Origin of the sequence: Novosphingobium sp. LASN5T (assembly GCF_003856955.1) — a bacterium.
Taxonomy (GTDB): Bacteria; Pseudomonadota; Alphaproteobacteria; order Sphingomonadales; family Sphingomonadaceae; genus Novosphingobium.
This window is the reverse complement of record NZ_RQSI01000019.1, coordinates 71,495-88,360: the sequence shown is the minus strand read 5'-3', so window position 1 is coordinate 88,360 and position 16,866 is coordinate 71,495. Positions and strand designations below refer to the sequence as shown.

Genomic DNA, 16,866 nt, shown 5'->3' with positions numbered 1-16,866 from the left:
GCAGGCCGCGCTGGCCGTCGATCCCCGGCTGCATCCCGGCGGGCGGCTGGTGCTGCCGCTGGCGGCGAGCGCCGACGGCTGGCGCGGGGATGCCATGCTCACGCCCAACCGGCGCGGAACCGGGGCGATCGGGCGGTTCTGGCTGCGCTGGTCCGGCCCGCTCGGCCTTGCCCACCGGCAGGTCCGCGTGGACAGCGACGCGCTGGTCCGCGTGCGGCCGAACATCGCCCCGGTGCGCAGCCCCGCGCTCCAGATCTTCCTGCGCGATGCCCAGTTCGGCATGATCGCCCGGCGCATTCGCGGCGAAGGCACCGATTTCGAGGCGCTGGCCGAGTACGAACCGGGCATGGACCGGCGGCGGATCGACTGGAAAAGCTCCGCCCGCCACGCCCGGCTGTTCGCCAAGGAATACGAGGTCGAACGCAACAACCAGATCGTGTTCGCCTTCGATTGCGGGCAGACGATGTGCGAGCCCGTCGCCGGGCTGCCGCGCATCGATCGCGCCGTCACCGCCGCGCTCACCACCGCCTATGTGGCGCTGAAGGCGCAGGATCGCGTGGCGCTCTATGGCTTCGCGGCACGGCCGCAGGTGCTGACGCCTTTCGTCACCCATTCGCGCGATTTCGTCCGGCTCCAGCACGCCGCCGCCACGCTGGATTACCACGCGGAGGAGCCGAACTTCACGCTGGCGCTGTCGCAGCTTTCCGCGCGGCTCCAGCGCCGTTCGCTGATCGTGCTGTTTTCCGATTTCACCGATCCCACCAGCGCCGAACTGATGATCGAGAACGTCGGCCGGCTGGTCGAACGCCATATCGTGATGTTCGTGGTCATGGCCGATGCCGAGCTTGCCGAGATCGTCGCTGCGCCCGCGCTCGACATGCAGGCGGTGGCGATGGCGGTCACCGCCAGGGCGCTCGCCCGCCAGCGCGCGCTGGTGCTGCAACGCCTGCGCCACCTGGGCGTGCGCGTGGTGGAAGCGCCGCACGACCGGATCGGGGTGCGGTTGCTGGACGCCTATCTCGCGGTCAAGCGGCAGGGAAGCATCGGATGAGCAGGCGCTTATGAGCACGTTGGCCCAACGCGTCACCGGCTGGTTCTCGAAGACCGAGGAGCAGGCCGCCGCCGCCAGCGAGGCGGCGCTGCGGTCCGACCGCTTCCGGCTGGAGCGCGAGGCGGAATGGAAGCGGCTGGAAGCGATCGTCACCCGCATGGAGAAGGGCCGGCTGCGCGGCATTTCCGACGAGGATCTGCTGGCGCTGCCGGTGCTGTACCGCACCGCCGCCTCCAGCCTTTCGATCGCGCGCGAAACCTCGCTCGATCGCGCCACGCTGTCCTACCTCGAAGCGCTGACGCAGCGCGCCTGGTTTCTGGTCTATGGCCCGCGCACGACCCTGTGGGGCTGGTTCCGCCGCTTCCTGGGCGGCGGCTGGGGCGCGGCCGTACGGGCGATCTGGATCGACCTGCTGATCGCGCTGGCCGCTATGGTCGCGGGAACGGTGGTGGGTTGGCTGCTCGTCTCCTCCAATCCCGACTGGTATTACTCGCTGGTAAGCGCGAACTTCGCCGACGAGCGCGTGCCGGGCGCCAGCCGCGAAGTGCTGCACGGCACGCTGTTCGGCCACCAGAAGGAAAACGGGATGAGCGTGTTCGCCGCCTTCCTGTTCAACAATAACGCACAAGTCTCGATCCTGGCGTTTGCGCTGGGCTTCGCTTTCGGCCTGCCGTCGATCATGCTGCTGGTCCACAACACTACCATGCTTGGCGCGCTGTTGTGGCTCTACCATGGGCAGGGGCTGACGCTGGACCTGATCGGCTGGCTGTCGGTGCATGGCACGACGGAGTTGTTCGCGATCCTGCTGGCGGGCGGCGCGGGGATACACATCGGCCGCGCGATGGCCTTTCCCGGCGACGCGACAGTGCTGGAAGCGGCGGCTGCGGCCGGCCGCCGCGCGGCGCAGGTGATGGCCGGCGTGGTGTTCATGCTGATCGTCGCCGCGCTGCTCGAAGGCTTCGCGCGCCAGCTTGTCGACATCACCTCCACCCGGCTGGCGCTGGGCGGGTTCATGCTGGTGTTCTGGTGCGGCTATTTCTTTGTCTGGCGGCGCGGCCGCGTGACGGCGGAGGGCCAGTGATGGCGCGCCTGCCGTGGAAACGGAAAACCGCAGACGGGCGCCGGGCGCCGCGTTCCGGGCCAGCGACGGACAAGCGTCTGCGCCGGGTGGTGACGCCCGAAGGCGTCGCGCTGTCCTTCGCGATCGGATCGCGCGCCGCGCGCGCCTCGGCGCTGCTGCTTGATCTGTTGTTCATCGTCGGCTCGATGGTAGGCACCACGCTACTGCTGGTATGGGTGGCGGGCGGCTTCGGGGGTAACCGCCTGGACCAGAACACCCCTGTTGCCCATGCCCGACAGGCGCTGGAGATCGCGTGGATCATCGCGATGTTCCTCTATCGCAACGCCTATTTCCTGTTCTTCGAACTCGGGCCGCGCGGGGCCACGCCGGGCAAGCGCATCTGCGGCCTGCGCATCGCCGCGCGAGATGGTGGACGGCTGACCACGGAAGCGGTGATCGCGCGCAATCTGGTGCGCGATATCGAGCTGTTCATGCCGCTGGTGTTCTTCGCCTCGGCCTGGTCCAGCGGCGCGGATACCGAGGAAGCGGGCTGGGCCGGGGTAGTGTGGTTCGCGATCTTCGTGCTGTTTCCCTTCTTCAACCGCGATGCCCTGCGCTGCGGCGATGTCATCGCCGGCACCTGGGTGGTCGATGCCCCCCGCCGCAAGCTGGAAAAGGCCATGTCGCTGGGCGACGGCGCACGCGGGCAAAGCACGCTCACCGGCGCCGCCTATCGCTTTGGCGAGGCGGAACTGGCGGTCTATGGCGAATACGAGCTGCAGGTGCTGGAGCGCGTACTGCGCGACGGGCGCGAGGAGGCGCTGGCCGAAGTCGCCGCCACGATCTGCGCCAAGATCGGCTGGAGCGCGGGATCGGGCGACGAGCGCGCCTTCCTCGAGGCCTATTACACGCAATTGCGCGAAAGGCTGGAGCGGGGCATGCGCTTCGGCCAGCGCAAGGCCGACAAGTTCGTGCCCGATGCCCGGCAGGCGACGTCATCGGCGTGGCGCTTCTCCGCCACCGAGCTTTCGTACTACGGCGAACAGCAACTCGACGTGCTGGAGCAGGTGCTGCGCGCCGATGATCCGGAAACGCTGGGCGATGTCGCCACGCGCATCGGCGGCAAGATCGGGCGGGAGGTGGACGCGGCCGATGCCCGTCCGTTCCTGGAGGCCTATTACGCCCAGCTGCGCGAAAAGCTGGGGCGGAGCGTGGTTTCGGGTGTGCGGTAACCAGCGGCTTCGCGCCCGGAACAAGCCGGTTGCGAAGCCGCCGATGTCACGTTCTACTTGGTCCAGACCCAGCGGCGCAGGAGTTCCGACCCCATCTGGCGACGGTACTTGGCGCGATCCCCGGACGCGGCCTGCATCTGCGATTCGTTCATCTGCATGTATGCGGTATAGGCCTCCTGCCGGCGGGTCGATTCCGCGGCATCGGGCAGCGCGGGGAAGCGCGTGAGCAGGTAGTAGTCCGCCTCGCCCGGACGCTTGAATTCGTTGCTGAGGATTTCGTAGCCGCTGATCCAGCCCTGCTTGAGCGCGTAGTCCTGCGACTTGCGCCACATGTTGGCGAGATGCGTGGCGTATTCAAGGTCATGCCCGTCATCGACCGAAATCAGCGCCACCTCGACATATTCGGCGGGTTTGAGCGGATAGTCTTCGGCCCGCGCCCACGCAGGGGCCATCACGGCAACAGCAGCAGCCGCGGCAAGCACGGCAGAACGAACGCTTTTCATTTCAGGATCTCCACACATGAAAAACGCGGGCGTCCCCTCCCCGCGTGGACCATGCCGTGGTGTCGGGCTTCCCGTTATTCTCTCGGCCCCATGGCGTCACGAAAGCTGCGCCCGGTCCGAAACGGAGTCAATCAATCCTTGCTGCCCGCCATCCCGAAAATCGCGGTCTCGTAGAGCCCCGCGTGGTCGGCACGGCCGCGGAACATGCCAGGGGTGGTGAAGGCGAACACGGTTTCGCCCGCAGGGGTCACCACGATCACGCCGCCGACGCCGCGCATAGTGCCCACTTCGGCCAGCACCGCGTCGGCCGCGCCTTGCGCGCTTTCGCCCGCCAGCCGCATCCGCGCGCAGATTTCGTGCGCCACGCCGGCGCGGATGAACTGTTCGCCCGATCCGGTGCAACTGACCGCGCCCGCGCGATCGTCGGCATAGGTTCCCGCGCCGATCACCGGCGAATCGCCGATGCGGTTCCAGCGCTTGCCGGTCAGCCCCCCGGTCGATGTCGCCGCCGCCACGTGTCCATGGCTGTCGCAGGCCACGGCGCCGACCGTGCCATACTTCAAGCCATCGTCGAACCAGCCCAGCTTCTTCGCCTTCAGCTCCTGCAACTGCCGCCAGCGTTCCTCGGTCGCGAACCAGTCGGGATCGACCAGTTCGATCCCCTGTTCGCGCGCGAATTCCTCGGCCCCGGCCCCCGCCAGCAGCACGTGCGGGCTGTGGTCCATCACCGCGCGCGCCAGCCGTACCGGGTTGCGGACGTGGGTGACGCCCGCCACCGCGCCGGCCTGGCGCGTCGTCCCGTCCATCACCGCCGCGTCCAGCTCGTTGATGCCGTTATAGGTGAACACCGATCCACGCCCGGCGTTGAACAGCGGATCGTCCTCCAGCACGGCCACCGCCGCGGCCACCGCATCCAGCGCGGTGCCACCCGCCGCCAGCACCGCCCGGCCGGCATCGAGCGCGGCGCGCAACCCCGCCTCGTGCGCTGCCCGCGCGGCCTCGTCCATGGTCTCGGGGCGCATCGATCCCGCGCCGCCGTGAATCGCAATGCTCCAGCGCAGAGCGGAATCCGCGCGTGTTTCGCTTGTCTCGGTCATGCTGGAAGCGATAGCAGATGAAACCGGATGGGGCAGCATGTCCCTGAAAAACAGTCACGGACAAGAGAACGGGCATGGGCCGGCACGACATCACCGCATTGCGCTTCGTCGAGGACACGCTGTCCGGCGAGGAGGTACAGGCCCTGGTCGCGTACCATCTGGCCGACATGCAGCGGCATTCGCCGGCGGACAAGGTCCACGCCCTGCCGGTGACGACGCTGCGCCGGCCGGACGTCACCTTCTGGTCGGCGTGGATCGGGGAAGGCATCGCCGGCATCTGCGCCCTGCGGCATCTGTCGGACGATCATGGCGAGCTGAAATCGATGCGCGCCGCCCCGGAATGGCGCGGGCACGGGGTGGGCGAGGCGATGCTGGTGCATCTCCTGGCCGAGGCCCGGCGCCGGGGTTACGCCCGCGTCAGCCTCGAAACCGGGCGCACCGAACCGTTCCACCCCGCGGTCGGGCTCTATCGCAAGCATGGCTTCGTGTCGTGCCCCGCCTTTGCCGATTACGTGATCGACGATTTCAGCCAGTGCCTGACGCTGGACCTGTCCGGCCGCGCCTGATTCAGGGCCTGATTCAGGGCCTGCTTCAGCGCCTGCTTCAGCGCCTCATTTCACCACGTCGCCGCCCTTCATCACGTGCTGCACGTTTTCGAGCACGGTGATGTCGGCCAGCGGATCGCCGCTCACCGCGATCATGTCGCCGAAATGGCCGGGGGACAGCGCGCCGACGTCCTTCGACCAGCCGAGCAGGTCCGCCGACACCGTGGTGGCGGACTGGATCGCCTGCATCGGCGTCATGCCGTAGCGGACCATGTACTTGAACTGGCGCGCGTTCAGGCCGTGGGGATAGACGCCCGCGTCGGTGCCGAAAGTCAGCTTCACCCCGGCCTTCACCGCCTTGCGGAACCCTTCGCGCTGCGCGTCGGTGGTGTCCACGTTCTTGCGCAGCATGTCCGCCGGCCAGCCGTGGGCCTTGCCGTAATCGTTGATGAAATCGCCGTTGTAGATGTCCATGTCGAGGAACACGCCCTTCGCCTTGGCCAGCGCGATGCCCTCATCATCGATCAGCGAGGCGTGCTCGATCGATTTCACGCCCGCGCGGATGGCGGACTTGATGCCTTCCGCACCGTGCGCGTGCGCCGTCACCCACGATCCGCGCGAGGCGGCGGTGGTCACGGCGGCATGCATCTCTTCCTCGGTCAGTTCCTGCTGGCCGGGTTCGGTGCCTTGCGCCAGCACCGCGCCGGTGGCGATCAGCTTGATCGAATCCACGCCGTGCTGGAACAGGTAGTTGACCTTCTCCACGGTGTTCGCGGCATCGGTGACCACGCCCGCGCGCATGTCATCGGGCACTTTCACGTCGGGCGCGAAGCCGGTCACCTCGCCGCCGCCGCCGGGGATGGTGACATAGGCGCCGACGGCGCTCATGCGCGGGCCGATCACGTCGCCCCGGTTGATCGCGTTGCGCAGCTCGACATCGGCGAAGGCGCGGAAACAGCCGACATCGTGGACGCTGGTGAAGCCGGCCAGCAGCGTGCGCCGGGCGTTGCGCGCGCCGATATAGGCGATTTCCATCGGCGCGTGCAGCAGCGGTTCGGCCACGTTCTCGCTCTGCTCCAGATCGGCAAGGTGAACGTGCATGTCGATCAGGCCCGGCAGCACGGTATAGGCCGACCAGTCGACCACGGTCGCGCCCTGCGGAACCGGCCCGTCCGCCGTCACGGACACAACGCGGCCGTCGTCCACGCGGATCAGGCGCGCGGGCAGCACGGCGCCCTTCTCGGTATCGACCAGCCGCCCGGCGCGGACATAGACCGTCTCCGCCCGCGCCGCGCCCGGCGCCACGGCCTGCGCCAGCACGAGCGCGGCCAGCGCTGCAAAACCCTGTTTCATGCCAATTTTTCCCGTCTCCAGCGCGGTCCCGCACGAAGACTGGCGGACTCCGGTTGCAGATGCAACGATTTAGGCGGGGTGGGGGCGTTCGGCGCGGTTTGACGGTCTGGTTTCTTCCGGGAAGTTCAGGGGAGGTATGGCGGGGAGGGCGGGGAAACAGACATTGTCGCGCCTTTCACCGTTCGCATTTTACTCGTTGTGAACTCTTTGGGCTCAGCGTGTCGTCCGGCGAAGTAGGAGTGGTAGAAATGAAACACGCGCTGGCTATTGTTCTTACTGGAATCAGTACTCTTCTCCCGTCGTCTACAGTTTTGGCCCACCGCGATCTCCTGATTTACATGCCCACCTTCAACATCAACGGATGGCGGGTGGGTTGCAGCGGTCTCGAAACGGAAAAGACCTATTGCATAGCGGAGCATCGAGAAGTCGAACCTTACCTATATCTGCAATTCTACACTGATAGAATTAATATCGCTGCTTCTCTTGGCTGTACACAGTTTCGATACAATCCGGCTGTGACCGTGAGGCGCGGAGAGAAATCAATGAGTGAACTTATAAGGGAGGTCGATGATCGACTTCTTGATCCACTGAAGGCTTGCGCAACTGACCCCATGCACACCCAATTTCGCAATGAACTGGATGATATCGAAGCCTTATTGATCCGAACGACGACGGTTAGTGGACCGAAAAATTAGCGTCTACCACGGTGTCGTGTCCGAAATGGCCGCTCCGATCGGCAATAGGATAGAAGGGGACAGCCTCCGTTCGTCCTGAGCTTGTCGAAGGACGCGCGATCCGGTTGATCTTGGGGCGGTTTGCCGCGTAAGGCCAGCACCGCACGCGTCCTTCGACAAGCTCAGGACGAACGGGGTTTCGTATGCCAGAAGCCCGGGATGACCTCACATCCAGACAGACGCCTAGGACGCAGCGCCTTCCGGCAGCCGTTCCAGCAGGATGAGCGGGCGTTCCTCGCCCATGTCCTCCACGGCATAGCGCACGAAGCCCAGCCGGGCGGCGAGCGCGAGCGAGGCGTCGTTGCCCTCCTCGATCATGCAGGCGATCCGGCGCGGGCCGATAGCGGCGTCGAACCAGGCGATCGCCGCGCGCATGGCCTCGCCGGCGATGCCCTTGCCCCAATCCGGCTGCGCCACGATCCAGCCCGCCTCGATCGCGTCGTCCAGCCCCTTGCCGAAGCCGCGCCACGAATGGAACAGGCCGCACAGCGCCACCAGCCGGCCGTCTGTCCGATCGCGGCAGATGAACGTGCCGTAGCCATAGAGCGCCCAGCTTCCGGCGTTGCGGATCAGCCGTGCGAACTCGTCCGCCTCGCTCGTCGGGCGATCGCCCAGGAAGCGCCGGACTTCGGGCGGCGCGACCATCGCGAACAGTTCGGCCCGGTCGGACGCGCGCGGCCTCCACAAGGCCAGGCGTTCGGTCAGCAGGAAGGGTTCGTCGTCGTTCATAGCAGCACGTCCACGGCATGGATCGAAACACCGACCAGCCCGCCCACCAGCGTGCCGTTGATGCGGATGAACTGGAGATCGCGGCCGACCGCGCCCTCGATCCGGTCGGTCACGGTGCGCGCATCCCAGCGGCGCACCGTTTCCGATACCAGCCGCACGATCTGCCCGCCATAGCGCGTTGCCACGCCCACCAGCGTGCGCCGGGCGAAGCGGTTGACCAGCAGTTGCAGCCGCGCGTCGTGCTGGAGCGCCCGGCCCAGCTCGCCCAGGCTGGCGCCAAACTGGCCCGAGAGGACGCCATCAGGCTGGCGCACCGCCTTCAGCAGGCCGGCGCGCCCGCGTTCCCACACGGCATCGAGCCAGGCGGCAAAGGCGGGATTGGCCAGCACTTCTTCCTTCATCCGCTCCACCCGCGCCCGCATCGCCTCGTCGTGCACCAGATCGTGCGCCAGTTGTTCCAGCCCTTCCTCGATCTTCCGGCGCAGCGGATGGTCGGGCATTACCACGGTTTCCGCCAGCAGCTTGTACAGGCCATCGAGAATCCCGTTGGCCAGCCGTTCGTCCAGCCCGGTCCACCGCAGGATCGTGTTGGCGCGATCGTGAATCATGGTGCGGACAAGTTCCTCGTTCGCTTCCAGCGCCAGCGCGGCGCGGCGCGCCAGCCCCTCGATCACCGGCATATGCCGGCCATCGGCGATCATCGCGCCCAGCAGTTGCCCCAGCAGCGGCGCCAGATCGAACTTCGCGATCTGGCCGCGCAAGGCGCCCTTGGCGAGGCCGCCCAGCTTTTCCTGATCGAGCGATTCCAGCACGTCGGCCACCAGATTGGCCGCGCCCGCGCGCACCCGGCCCTCTCCGCCGCGCGGATCGGCCAGGAAGCCGCCCGCCATGGCCGCCGCGTTCATGCCGGCAAGCCGCCGCGCCACCACCTGCGGGGTCAGGAAGTTTTCGCGCAGGAACGCCGCCATCGAATCGGCCAGGCGGTCCTTGTTTTCCGGGATGATCGCGGTGTGCGGAATCGGCAGCCCCAGCGGATGCCGGAACAGCGCCGTCACCGCGAACCAGTCGGCCAACCCGCCGACCATCGCCGCCTCGGCAAAGGCGCGCAGGAAGCCCCACGCGGGCGGTCCGCCGCCTTGTTCGGCCTGGCGGGCGAGGAAAAACAGCACGGCCATGACGAGCAGCAGGCCGGTCGCGAACAAGCGCAGCCGGCGTGCCCGGTCATCGGCCCGATCATCGGGAAGAAGTGTCCCTTTCAGGCGCGCGGCCGTGCGGGTCCGGGAAGAGGCGCGGGAGGGCATCGCCCTCCCCGCCGGATCGTCGGAGAAATCCGTCACTCGGCCGGTAACGCTCCGTCGGCGGTTTTGTGCCGGGGATCATGCGGATCGTACGTGAGCACGCGCCGGCCCAGCCACGGGCCGATGCGCTTCTCGACGCCGTCGGCCAGGCTGAAGCCCGCCGGCACGATCAGCAGCGTAAGCAGCGTCGACAGCGTCAGCCCGCCGATCACCACCGTGCCCATCGGCGCGCGCCAGCCACCATCGCCGCCCAGCGAAATCGCGGTGGGCACCATGCCCGCCACCATCGCCACCGTGGTCATCACGATCGGCTGCGCGCGCTTGTGCCCGGCTTCGAGGATCGCCGCCAGCTTGGGCGTGCCGGCTTCCATTTCCTCGATCGCGAAGTCGATCAGCAGGATCGAGTTCTTGGCGACGATGCCGAACAGCATCAGGATGCCGATGAACACCGGCAGCGATTGCGATTGCCCCAGCACCAGCAACAGCAGCAGCCCGCCCAGCGGCGCCAGGAACAGCGAGCCCATGTTGACCAGCGGCGAGATGAAGCGGCGGTAGAGCAGCACCAGCACCGAGAACACCAGCAGCACGCCCGCCGCCAGCGCGACGAAGAAGTTGTTCAGCATTTCCTGCTGCCAGCGGTCCTCCCCGGCGGGCGCGTTGGACACGCCCTGCGGCAGGTTGCGCATGATCGGCAGGTTCTTGATCGCCTTGTCGGCCGTGCCCTTGACCACGCCTGGCGGCAGGTCCGCGCCAACGAAGACGCGGCGGTTCTGGTTGTAGCGCTGGATCGTGGTGGGGCCGGACCCGAACGAGATCGTCGCCACGCGGGCCAGCGGCACCGATCCGCCGGACGCGGTGGGCACTGGCAGGTTCTCGTACGTCGACAGATCGCGGCGCGACAGGACCGGCAGCTTCACCCGGATCGGCACCTGCCGGTCGGACAGCGAGAACTTGGCGCTGTTCTGGTCGATTTCGCCCTGCGTGGCGATGCGGATCACCTGGCTCAGCGCCTGGGTGGTCACGCCCAGCGAGGCGGCAAGGTCCATGTGCGGCGTGATCACGATTTCGGGACGGCGCAGGTCCGCGCTGATCCGCGGCGCGACCACTTCCTTCAACCCGCTCATCTGTTCGACCAGCGTCTGTGCGGTCTTCTGCAGCAGTTCGGGATCGGAGCCGGACAGCATCACGCTGATCGGCCGACCCGATCCGCCGCCGGGGCCGCCACCGTTCTGCGACTGGAAGTTGACGCGCGCGTCGGAAACCTGCTGCAGCACCGGCGTCAGCTTGCGCTCGAGGACGAGGCTGCTTTCCTTGCGGTCCTTCTTCCAGTTGAGGAACACGCGGCCGTTGCCTTCGCGGATGCGCTCCAGCGCCACGCCCAGGTCGGGCTGGTCCTTCACCAGCGCCAGCACCTCGTCCACCTTCTGTTCGGTCTGCTCGATCGTGGTGCCGGGCACCATGTCGATGGTGATCGTGCTGAAATCGTTGTCGGTATCGGGGAAGAACTGCTGCGGGATCACCATGAACATCACGCCGGTCAGCAGCAGCGCGGCAAAGCCGATGCCCATCATCCACAGGCGATGATCGCGCAGGCGGGCCATGGTCCAGTGGCGGAAACCGGGGCGGATGCCCCGCGCGCGAACCGAGGCGAGGTAGGCCTGCACGCGCGACGTATCGAGCGACCAGGTCAGGATCTTCATGTAGCGGTCCATCCACGGCCCGCCACCATGTTCGGCATGGCCGTGCGCTTTCAGGAAATAGGCCGCGACCATCGGCGTGATCATGCGCGCCACCAGCAGGCTGAACAGCACCGCCACCACTACGGTCATGCCGAAGTTCTTGAAGAACTGGCCGGAAACGCCCGGCATCAGCGCCACCGGGAAGAACACCGCGACGATCGAGAACGTCGTGGCCAGCACGGCCAGCCCGATCTCGTCCGCCGCGTCGATCGAGGCCTGATAAGCGGATTTGCCCATGCGGATGTGCCGGACGATGTTCTCGATCTCCACGATCGCATCGTCCACCAGCACGCCCGCGACCAGGCCCAACGCCAGCAGCGACATGGTGTTCAGCGTGAAGCCCATCAGGCTCATCACCCAGAACGTGGGGATGGCGGACAGCGGGATGGCGATCGCCGAAACGATCGTCGCGCGCCAATCGCGCAGGAAGAAGAACACCACGATGACCGCCAGCACCGCGCCTTCCACCATCGACGACATCGACGTGCGGTATTCGTCCTTGGTGTAGCCCACGCTGCTGAACAGCTGCTGGAAGCGGACCTTGTTGCCCTGTTCCGCCTGCAGCTTGGCCAGTTCCTTGACCGTTTCGTCATAGACGCTGACGTCGGATTCGCCACGCGCGCGCGCGATGCTGAACGTGACGACGGGCTTGCCGTTGAACTTCGCGATGGAGGTGATTTCGCTGTAGCTGTCGCGCACGTCGGCCACGTCGGCCAGCTTCACGGTGCGCCCGCCGCTCAGCGCGATCTGCGTCTGCGAGAGGTCGAAGGCCGACCGCGCATTGCCCAGCACGCGCACGGATTGGCGCGCGCCGGCCACTTCCGCCTTGCCGCCGGCGGCGTTCAGGTTGACCTGGCGCAGCGTGGCGTTGATCTGGTTGGCGGTAACGCCCAGCGACTTCATCCGCATCGGATCGAGCGTGACCGCGATTTCGCGGTTGACGCCGCCCGCGCGCGCCACTTCCGCCATGCCCGGCAGCGCCAGCAGCCGCTTGGCCACGGTATCGTCGATGAACCACGAAAGCTGCTCGATCGTCATGTCGTCGGCCGAAACCGCGAAATAGGCGATCGGATCGGACGAGGTTTCCGCCTTGAACACCGACGGTTCCAGAATGCCGTCGGGCAGTTCGCCGCGCACCTGGTCGACCTTGTTCTTCACCTCGCTGACGGCCGCGTTGATGTCGGTGCCGATCTTGAACTGGACCATCGTCTGGCTGCTGCCTTCGGATGCCGTCGAGGTGATCGTATCCACACCGGCGATCGTGCGGACGCTGGATTCGACCTTCTGGGTGATCTGGTTCTCGATTTCGGTCGGCGCCGCGCCCGGTTGCGAGATCTCGACGATCACCATCGGGAACTCGATGTCCGGATTGTTCTGGACCTTCATGCCCATGAACGAAACCAGCCCGGCCAGCGTCAGCCCCAGGAACAGGACGATCGGGACCACCGGGTTGCGGATGGACCAAGCCGAGATATTGCGGAAGTTCATGGCGCCGGGCTCCGGATCAGTGGCCGGTGGCCGGCTTGGCTGCCGTTTTCCCGCCCGCCACCGGGCGCACCTTGTCACCCGGATTGAGGAAGCCGCCCGCGCGCAGCACGATGCGTTCGCTGCCGTTCAGCCCTTCGCGCACGACGATGCCGGCCGCCGTCACGTCGCCGACCTTCACGGGGCGGCGTTCCACCTTGTCATCCTTGTTCACGACATAGACGAAGGCGCCGTTCTGATCGTTGAGGATCGCCGATTCGGGCAGCATCGGTGCGGTGACGGTGCCACTGCGAATCGTCGCGCTGGCGAAACCGCCGGGCCGCAGCGCATCGTTGTACGGCAGCGCGATCCGGGCGATGCCTTCGCGCGTGGTCGCGTCGATGGTTGGCGCCAACTGCCAGATCTGGCCGGTGAACGGCGTGGCCGTGCCCACCGGGGTCACGTCCGCGCTGACGCCAACGGACAGCTTCGCCATGTCGGCTTCGGCCAGACGCGCCTGCATTTCCAGTTCGCCACCCTTGGCGATGCGGAACAGCACGCCGCTGCCGCTGCTGACCACCTGCCCCGGCTCCAGGCCGCGAGTCAGCACCAGGCCCGCTTCGGGCGCCACGATGTTGAGCCGGGCGGTGCTGGCGCGCAACTGCCCCAGCGTGGCCTGCGCCACGCGCACTTGCGCCGTGGCCGAATCGCGCGTGGCGGTCAGGCGATCGACATCGGCCTTGGAAATGAAGCCCTTGTCCACCAGCTTGAGCGCGCGATCGAGATTGGACTGGGCGATCCGGGCGTTGGCTGCGGCCACTTCCACGTTGGCCGCCTGGCTTTCGATCTGCTGCGCCTGCACCGAACGGTCGATCACGGCCAGGACCTGCCCGGCTTGCACCCAGTCGCCGGCGTCGACCAGCACGCTCGCCACCTTGCCGCCTTCGCCAGCGACGCCGACGGGCATCTCGCGCCGCGCGGCGATCGTGCCGCTGGCGACGATGGTGCCCTGCACCGAGGTCATGCCGGGCGTGATGACCGTGACCGTCTGCGCCTGCGCCCCGCCCTGCTCCGCGCTTGCGGTCGCTGCCGCGTTGCGGTGCTTGAGGTAGTAGGCGCCGCCCAGCGCGAGCAGGACGAGTGCCACGACCAGCAGCACGCGGCCGCGCGACCATCCGCCGCCGGTCCGCCCGACTTCCATGTAACCCGACGCGACACCCGCATGGGCGGCATCCGCCTGCCGGCCGGCGTCGTTCATGTCCGCACTGATGCTGGTTTCGTAGTTCATCGTTTTCACGCGTCGGTCTCCACGGTGGCCGGGGAGACCTGCCCCTTCCTTCAAACCAAGGTGTATTATACGTGTATGGCAGTGGCTGCAAGCAGGCCTTCTGCGCAAGCTTGGCACCTTTGTTCATGGCAATAGACGTCGAAACGACGAGTGGCAATTCTGGCTCGACGAAGAACGATCCATGCCCTTGAAGGCATTGCGCCGTTCTGGACCGGTCCGGCCGGGCGAAGGTGGTCGTCCGGGTAGGTATTCGTGATCCCGGCAGCTGAGCGCGCGCGGTCCGTTTCGGGACCGGCATTGCCCAAACGGAAACAGCCGCTCCTGAAAACAGGAGCGGCTGCCCGTGGATAACCGGTAAAAAAGCGTCAGTACTTGAGCTGGCGCTCGTACAAATCGCGGTAGTGCTGGATGCGCGTCACGCGCAGGCCCTGCATGCCGGAGCGGTCGACCGCCCGCTGCCACGAGGCGAATTCCTCGATCGTCAGGCTATAGCGTTCGCACACTTCGTCGATCGTCAGCAGCCCGCCATTGACGGCGGCCACGACTTCGGCCTTGCGCCGGACGACCCAGCGCTTGGTGTTGGGAGGCGGCAGGCTATCGACCGTCAGCGGTTCGCCGAGAGGTCCGATAACTTGCGCCGGTCTGATTTTCTGGTTCTCGATCATGGCAATACTCGTCGATCAGCTCGGCTCGACAGGGGGGGAGGGCGGCGTTTGCTTCGCCGGCAATGTTCCTCCTTCCGCTTTGCCATTCGTTGAACGGGTTGGGTTAACGGGAGTTTCAACATTTTCGCCGCCCGTCAGGAGCCGTGCGGCAAGCCCGTGAAAGCTCGCGCCGCCTTGCAGCGTGGTGCTGCCCGGCAACGCCTGTTTCACCGCCTTGCGCAGATCCTGCGCCGCGACGAGACGCGCGCACAGTTCGTGCCAGCCGAGCGGACGCAGGCGTTCGCCCTGCCCCCCGCTTTCGACGAGGCACGAATCACCCGGTGGCCGGATATCGTTGAATCCCATTTCCATGAGCGGGTCTCTAGCCCGGGCAGTCATAAGGGACGGTAAAGGCCGCCTTTACCAAGAGTTAGGAATAGCCATTCTGGCGGCAATTAATTGCTTCCATCGTCCGGCGCACCAGCGGGGCAAGGCCGGGAATTGCGCATTTTTCCTGCATTCCCTCCGCAAATGTGCTTATGGGACGGCGCATGGCCAGTCTTTCCTCCGTTTACGATTACGCTACATTTTTCGATCTGCCGCAGCCATTGAGCGCGCGGCGGATCGTCGTGGCGATGTCGGGCGGCGTGGACAGCTCGGTCGTAGCGGGCCTCGCCGCCGCCAGCGGCGCCGAAGTGATCGGGGTGACGCTTCAACTCTACGATTACGGCGCCGCCACGGGGCGCAAGGGCGCCTGCTGCGCGGGCGACGACATCCGCGATGCCCGTGCCGTGGCCGACCGGCTGGGCATCGCGCATTATGTGTTCGACCACGAATCGAGCTTTCGCGAGGAAGTGGTCGAACGATTCGCCGACGATTACCTGGCCGGCCGCACGCCGATTCCCTGCATCCGTTGCAACATGGGGCCGAAATTCACCGACCTGCTGCGCATGGCGCGCGAACTCGGCGCGGATTGCCTGGCCACGGGGCACTACGTGCGCCGCGTGGCCGGCGCGGCCGGGCCGGAACTGCACCGCGCGCTCGATCCCGCGCGCGACCAGAGCTATTTCCTCTATGGCACCACGGAAGAACAGCTCGCCTTCCTGCGCTTTCCGCTGGGCGGCCTGCCCAAGACCGAGACGCGCCGGATCGCCGCCGACCTTGGCCTGGGCGTGGCGGCCAAGCCCGACAGCCAGGACATCTGCTTCGTTCCCGATGGCGATTACGCGCGCGTCGTGCGTTCGGTGCGCCCCGAAGGCGACGCGCCGGGCGAGATCGTCCATGCTGCCACCGGTGAAGTGCTCGGCCAGCACCGCGGCATCATCCACTATACGGTCGGCCAGCGGCGCGGGCTGGAGATCGGCGGCCAGCCCGAACCGCTCTATGTCACCGCGCTCGACGCGCCGCACCGGCGCGTGCTGGTGGGGCCGAAAGCCATGCTGGCCGTGGGCCAGGCGCGAATCATCGAGACCAACCGCATCGGCGCCCTGCCGCAGGATACGCCGCTAACCGCCAAGGTGCGGTCGCTGGCCAAGCCGGTGCCGGTCGTGCTCGAAGGCCCGTTCGGGGATGGCGCGGAAACCGCCATCCGTTTCCTGCAGCCGGAATACGGCGTGGCGCCGGGGCAGGCGGCAGTGCTCTATGCCGGGGATCGCGTGATCGGCGGCGGCTGGATCGCGGAAACCGGCCGCTGGCAGGACGCGGCCTGATCCGCTCCCGGATCAGTCGTTCCAGGGCTGGAGCACGCAGCCCGATCCCTCACGGTATGTCGCGGTTTGCCGGGCCAGCAGCGGGAAACGCGCGGTAACGCTGCGCGCCTGCGGGTCTTCCGACAGCGTGATCATTGCCATGCCCGCCTCGAAATCTTTCCGGCAATCGCTGAGCGTGCGCCCGCCGACATAGCGGCACGAGCAGCCGACGCGCGCGCCGTAGGATGCGCCGGTGATCGCGTAGCCGTGAAGCGCCGGCCAGAAATAGGCGAAGACGGCCACCAGCAGCGCCACGACCGGCAGGACCAGACGCCAGCGCCGCCGCCCGCGCGGTGGCGCGCCGTTGGCCGGGGAGCCGTCCGGGTTCGATCCATTCCGGTCAGACTTTGCGGAAGAAGATGCGTTTGCGGTTGCCATGTC

At 67.0% G+C, this 16,866-nt stretch carries 16 protein-coding genes; 6 read left to right on the top strand and 10 right to left on the bottom strand.

All coding sequences use genetic code 11. The features are described 5' to 3' along the window. The 3 genes from EH199_RS13965 to EH199_RS13955 all read left to right on the top strand — a co-directional run. On the top strand, positions 1-1,051 hold a 1,051-nt coding region (locus tag EH199_RS13965; protein ID WP_148092155.1), incomplete at its 5' end, for a DUF58 domain-containing protein. 10 nt (positions 1,052-1,061) lie between these two features. Next, a complete protein-coding gene (locus EH199_RS13960) occupies positions 1,062-2,132 on the top strand; it encodes a stage II sporulation protein M (protein WP_124809905.1) in 1,071 nt (356 codons plus the stop codon). After that, positions 2,132-3,343 carry an RDD family protein gene (locus tag EH199_RS13955; protein ID WP_124809904.1) on the top strand — a complete coding sequence of 404 codons (1,212 nt, stop codon included), beginning with the start codon at positions 2,132-2,134 and terminating at the stop codon, positions 3,341-3,343. The genes EH199_RS13960 and EH199_RS13955 overlap by 1 nt, the downstream gene beginning before the upstream one ends. Positions 3,344-3,396: 53 nt before the next feature. Here EH199_RS13955 and EH199_RS13950 read toward each other — a convergent pair whose 3' ends face one another. Together EH199_RS13950 and EH199_RS13945 are read right to left on the bottom strand one after the other, a co-directional pair. Further along, on the bottom strand, positions 3,397-3,846 hold the full coding sequence (locus EH199_RS13950; RefSeq protein ID WP_223806672.1) for a hypothetical protein: 450 nt from the start codon (positions 3,844-3,846) through the stop codon (positions 3,397-3,399). A gap of 131 nt (positions 3,847-3,977) precedes the next feature. Then, positions 3,978-4,943: an isoaspartyl peptidase/L-asparaginase family protein gene (locus EH199_RS13945; RefSeq protein ID WP_124809903.1), complete on the bottom strand. Its 966-nt coding sequence runs from the start codon at positions 4,941-4,943 to the stop codon at positions 3,978-3,980. Between the two features lie 74 nt (positions 4,944-5,017). Here EH199_RS13945 and EH199_RS13940 point away from each other — a divergent pair, with 74 nt between their 5' ends. Further along, a complete protein-coding gene (locus EH199_RS13940) occupies positions 5,018-5,509 on the top strand; it encodes a GNAT family N-acetyltransferase (RefSeq protein ID WP_124809902.1) in 492 nt (163 codons plus the stop codon). A gap of 45 nt (positions 5,510-5,554) precedes the next feature. Here the strand turns inward: EH199_RS13940 and EH199_RS13935 are convergent, their stop codons facing one another. Further along, on the bottom strand, positions 5,555-6,841 hold the full coding sequence (locus EH199_RS13935) for an amidohydrolase family protein (RefSeq protein ID WP_124809901.1): 1,287 nt from the start codon (positions 6,839-6,841) through the stop codon (positions 5,555-5,557). Between the two features lie 248 nt (positions 6,842-7,089). On the opposite strand from EH199_RS13935, the gene EH199_RS13930 reads away from it, so the two are divergent. Next, positions 7,090-7,536 (top strand): hypothetical protein, encoded by a 447-nt coding sequence (locus tag EH199_RS13930; RefSeq protein WP_124809900.1) that lies wholly within the window; start codon positions 7,090-7,092, stop codon positions 7,534-7,536. Positions 7,537-7,758: 222 nt separating this feature from the next. On the opposite strand, the gene EH199_RS13925 is transcribed toward EH199_RS13930, so the two are convergent. From EH199_RS13925 to EH199_RS13900, 6 genes are all read right to left on the bottom strand, one after another. Beyond that, complete coding sequence (locus EH199_RS13925; protein WP_124809899.1) at positions 7,759-8,304, bottom strand: GNAT family N-acetyltransferase; 546 nt, start codon at positions 8,302-8,304, stop codon at positions 7,759-7,761. Continuing rightward, the gene (locus EH199_RS13920) at positions 8,301-9,512 is read right to left on the bottom strand and encodes a DUF445 domain-containing protein (RefSeq protein WP_223806676.1); all 1,212 of its coding nucleotides are present in this window, start codon (positions 9,510-9,512) and stop codon (positions 8,301-8,303) included. Before EH199_RS13920 ends, EH199_RS13925 begins: the two co-directional genes overlap by 4 nt. Before the next feature lie 125 nt (positions 9,513-9,637). Then, positions 9,638-12,829, bottom strand: coding sequence for an efflux RND transporter permease subunit (locus tag EH199_RS13915; RefSeq protein WP_124809898.1), 3,192 nt, complete (start codon positions 12,827-12,829; stop codon positions 9,638-9,640). A 16-nt stretch (positions 12,830-12,845) separates the two neighbouring features. Next, positions 12,846-14,093 (bottom strand): efflux RND transporter periplasmic adaptor subunit, encoded by a 1,248-nt coding sequence (locus EH199_RS13910; RefSeq protein WP_124809911.1) that lies wholly within the window; start codon positions 14,091-14,093, stop codon positions 12,846-12,848. 365 nt (positions 14,094-14,458) lie between these two features. Further along, the gene (locus EH199_RS13905) at positions 14,459-14,758 is read right to left on the bottom strand and encodes a DUF1153 domain-containing protein (protein ID WP_124809897.1); all 300 of its coding nucleotides are present in this window, start codon (positions 14,756-14,758) and stop codon (positions 14,459-14,461) included. Positions 14,759-14,773: 15 nt separating this feature from the next. Continuing rightward, the gene (locus tag EH199_RS13900) at positions 14,774-15,109 is read right to left on the bottom strand and encodes a hypothetical protein (RefSeq protein WP_124809896.1); all 336 of its coding nucleotides are present in this window, start codon (positions 15,107-15,109) and stop codon (positions 14,774-14,776) included. A 179-nt stretch (positions 15,110-15,288) separates the two neighbouring features. Between EH199_RS13900 and mnmA the strand changes: the two genes are divergently transcribed. Continuing rightward, entirely contained in the window at positions 15,289-16,446 is a 1,158-nt protein-coding gene (gene mnmA / locus EH199_RS13895) for a tRNA 2-thiouridine(34) synthase MnmA (RefSeq protein ID WP_190287270.1), read from the top strand. A 12-nt stretch (positions 16,447-16,458) separates the two neighbouring features. Here the strand turns inward: mnmA and EH199_RS13890 are convergent, their stop codons facing one another. Continuing rightward, the gene (locus tag EH199_RS13890) at positions 16,459-16,863 is read right to left on the bottom strand and encodes a hypothetical protein (RefSeq protein ID WP_124809894.1); all 405 of its coding nucleotides are present in this window, start codon (positions 16,861-16,863) and stop codon (positions 16,459-16,461) included. Positions 16,864-16,866 lie beyond the last annotated feature (3 nt).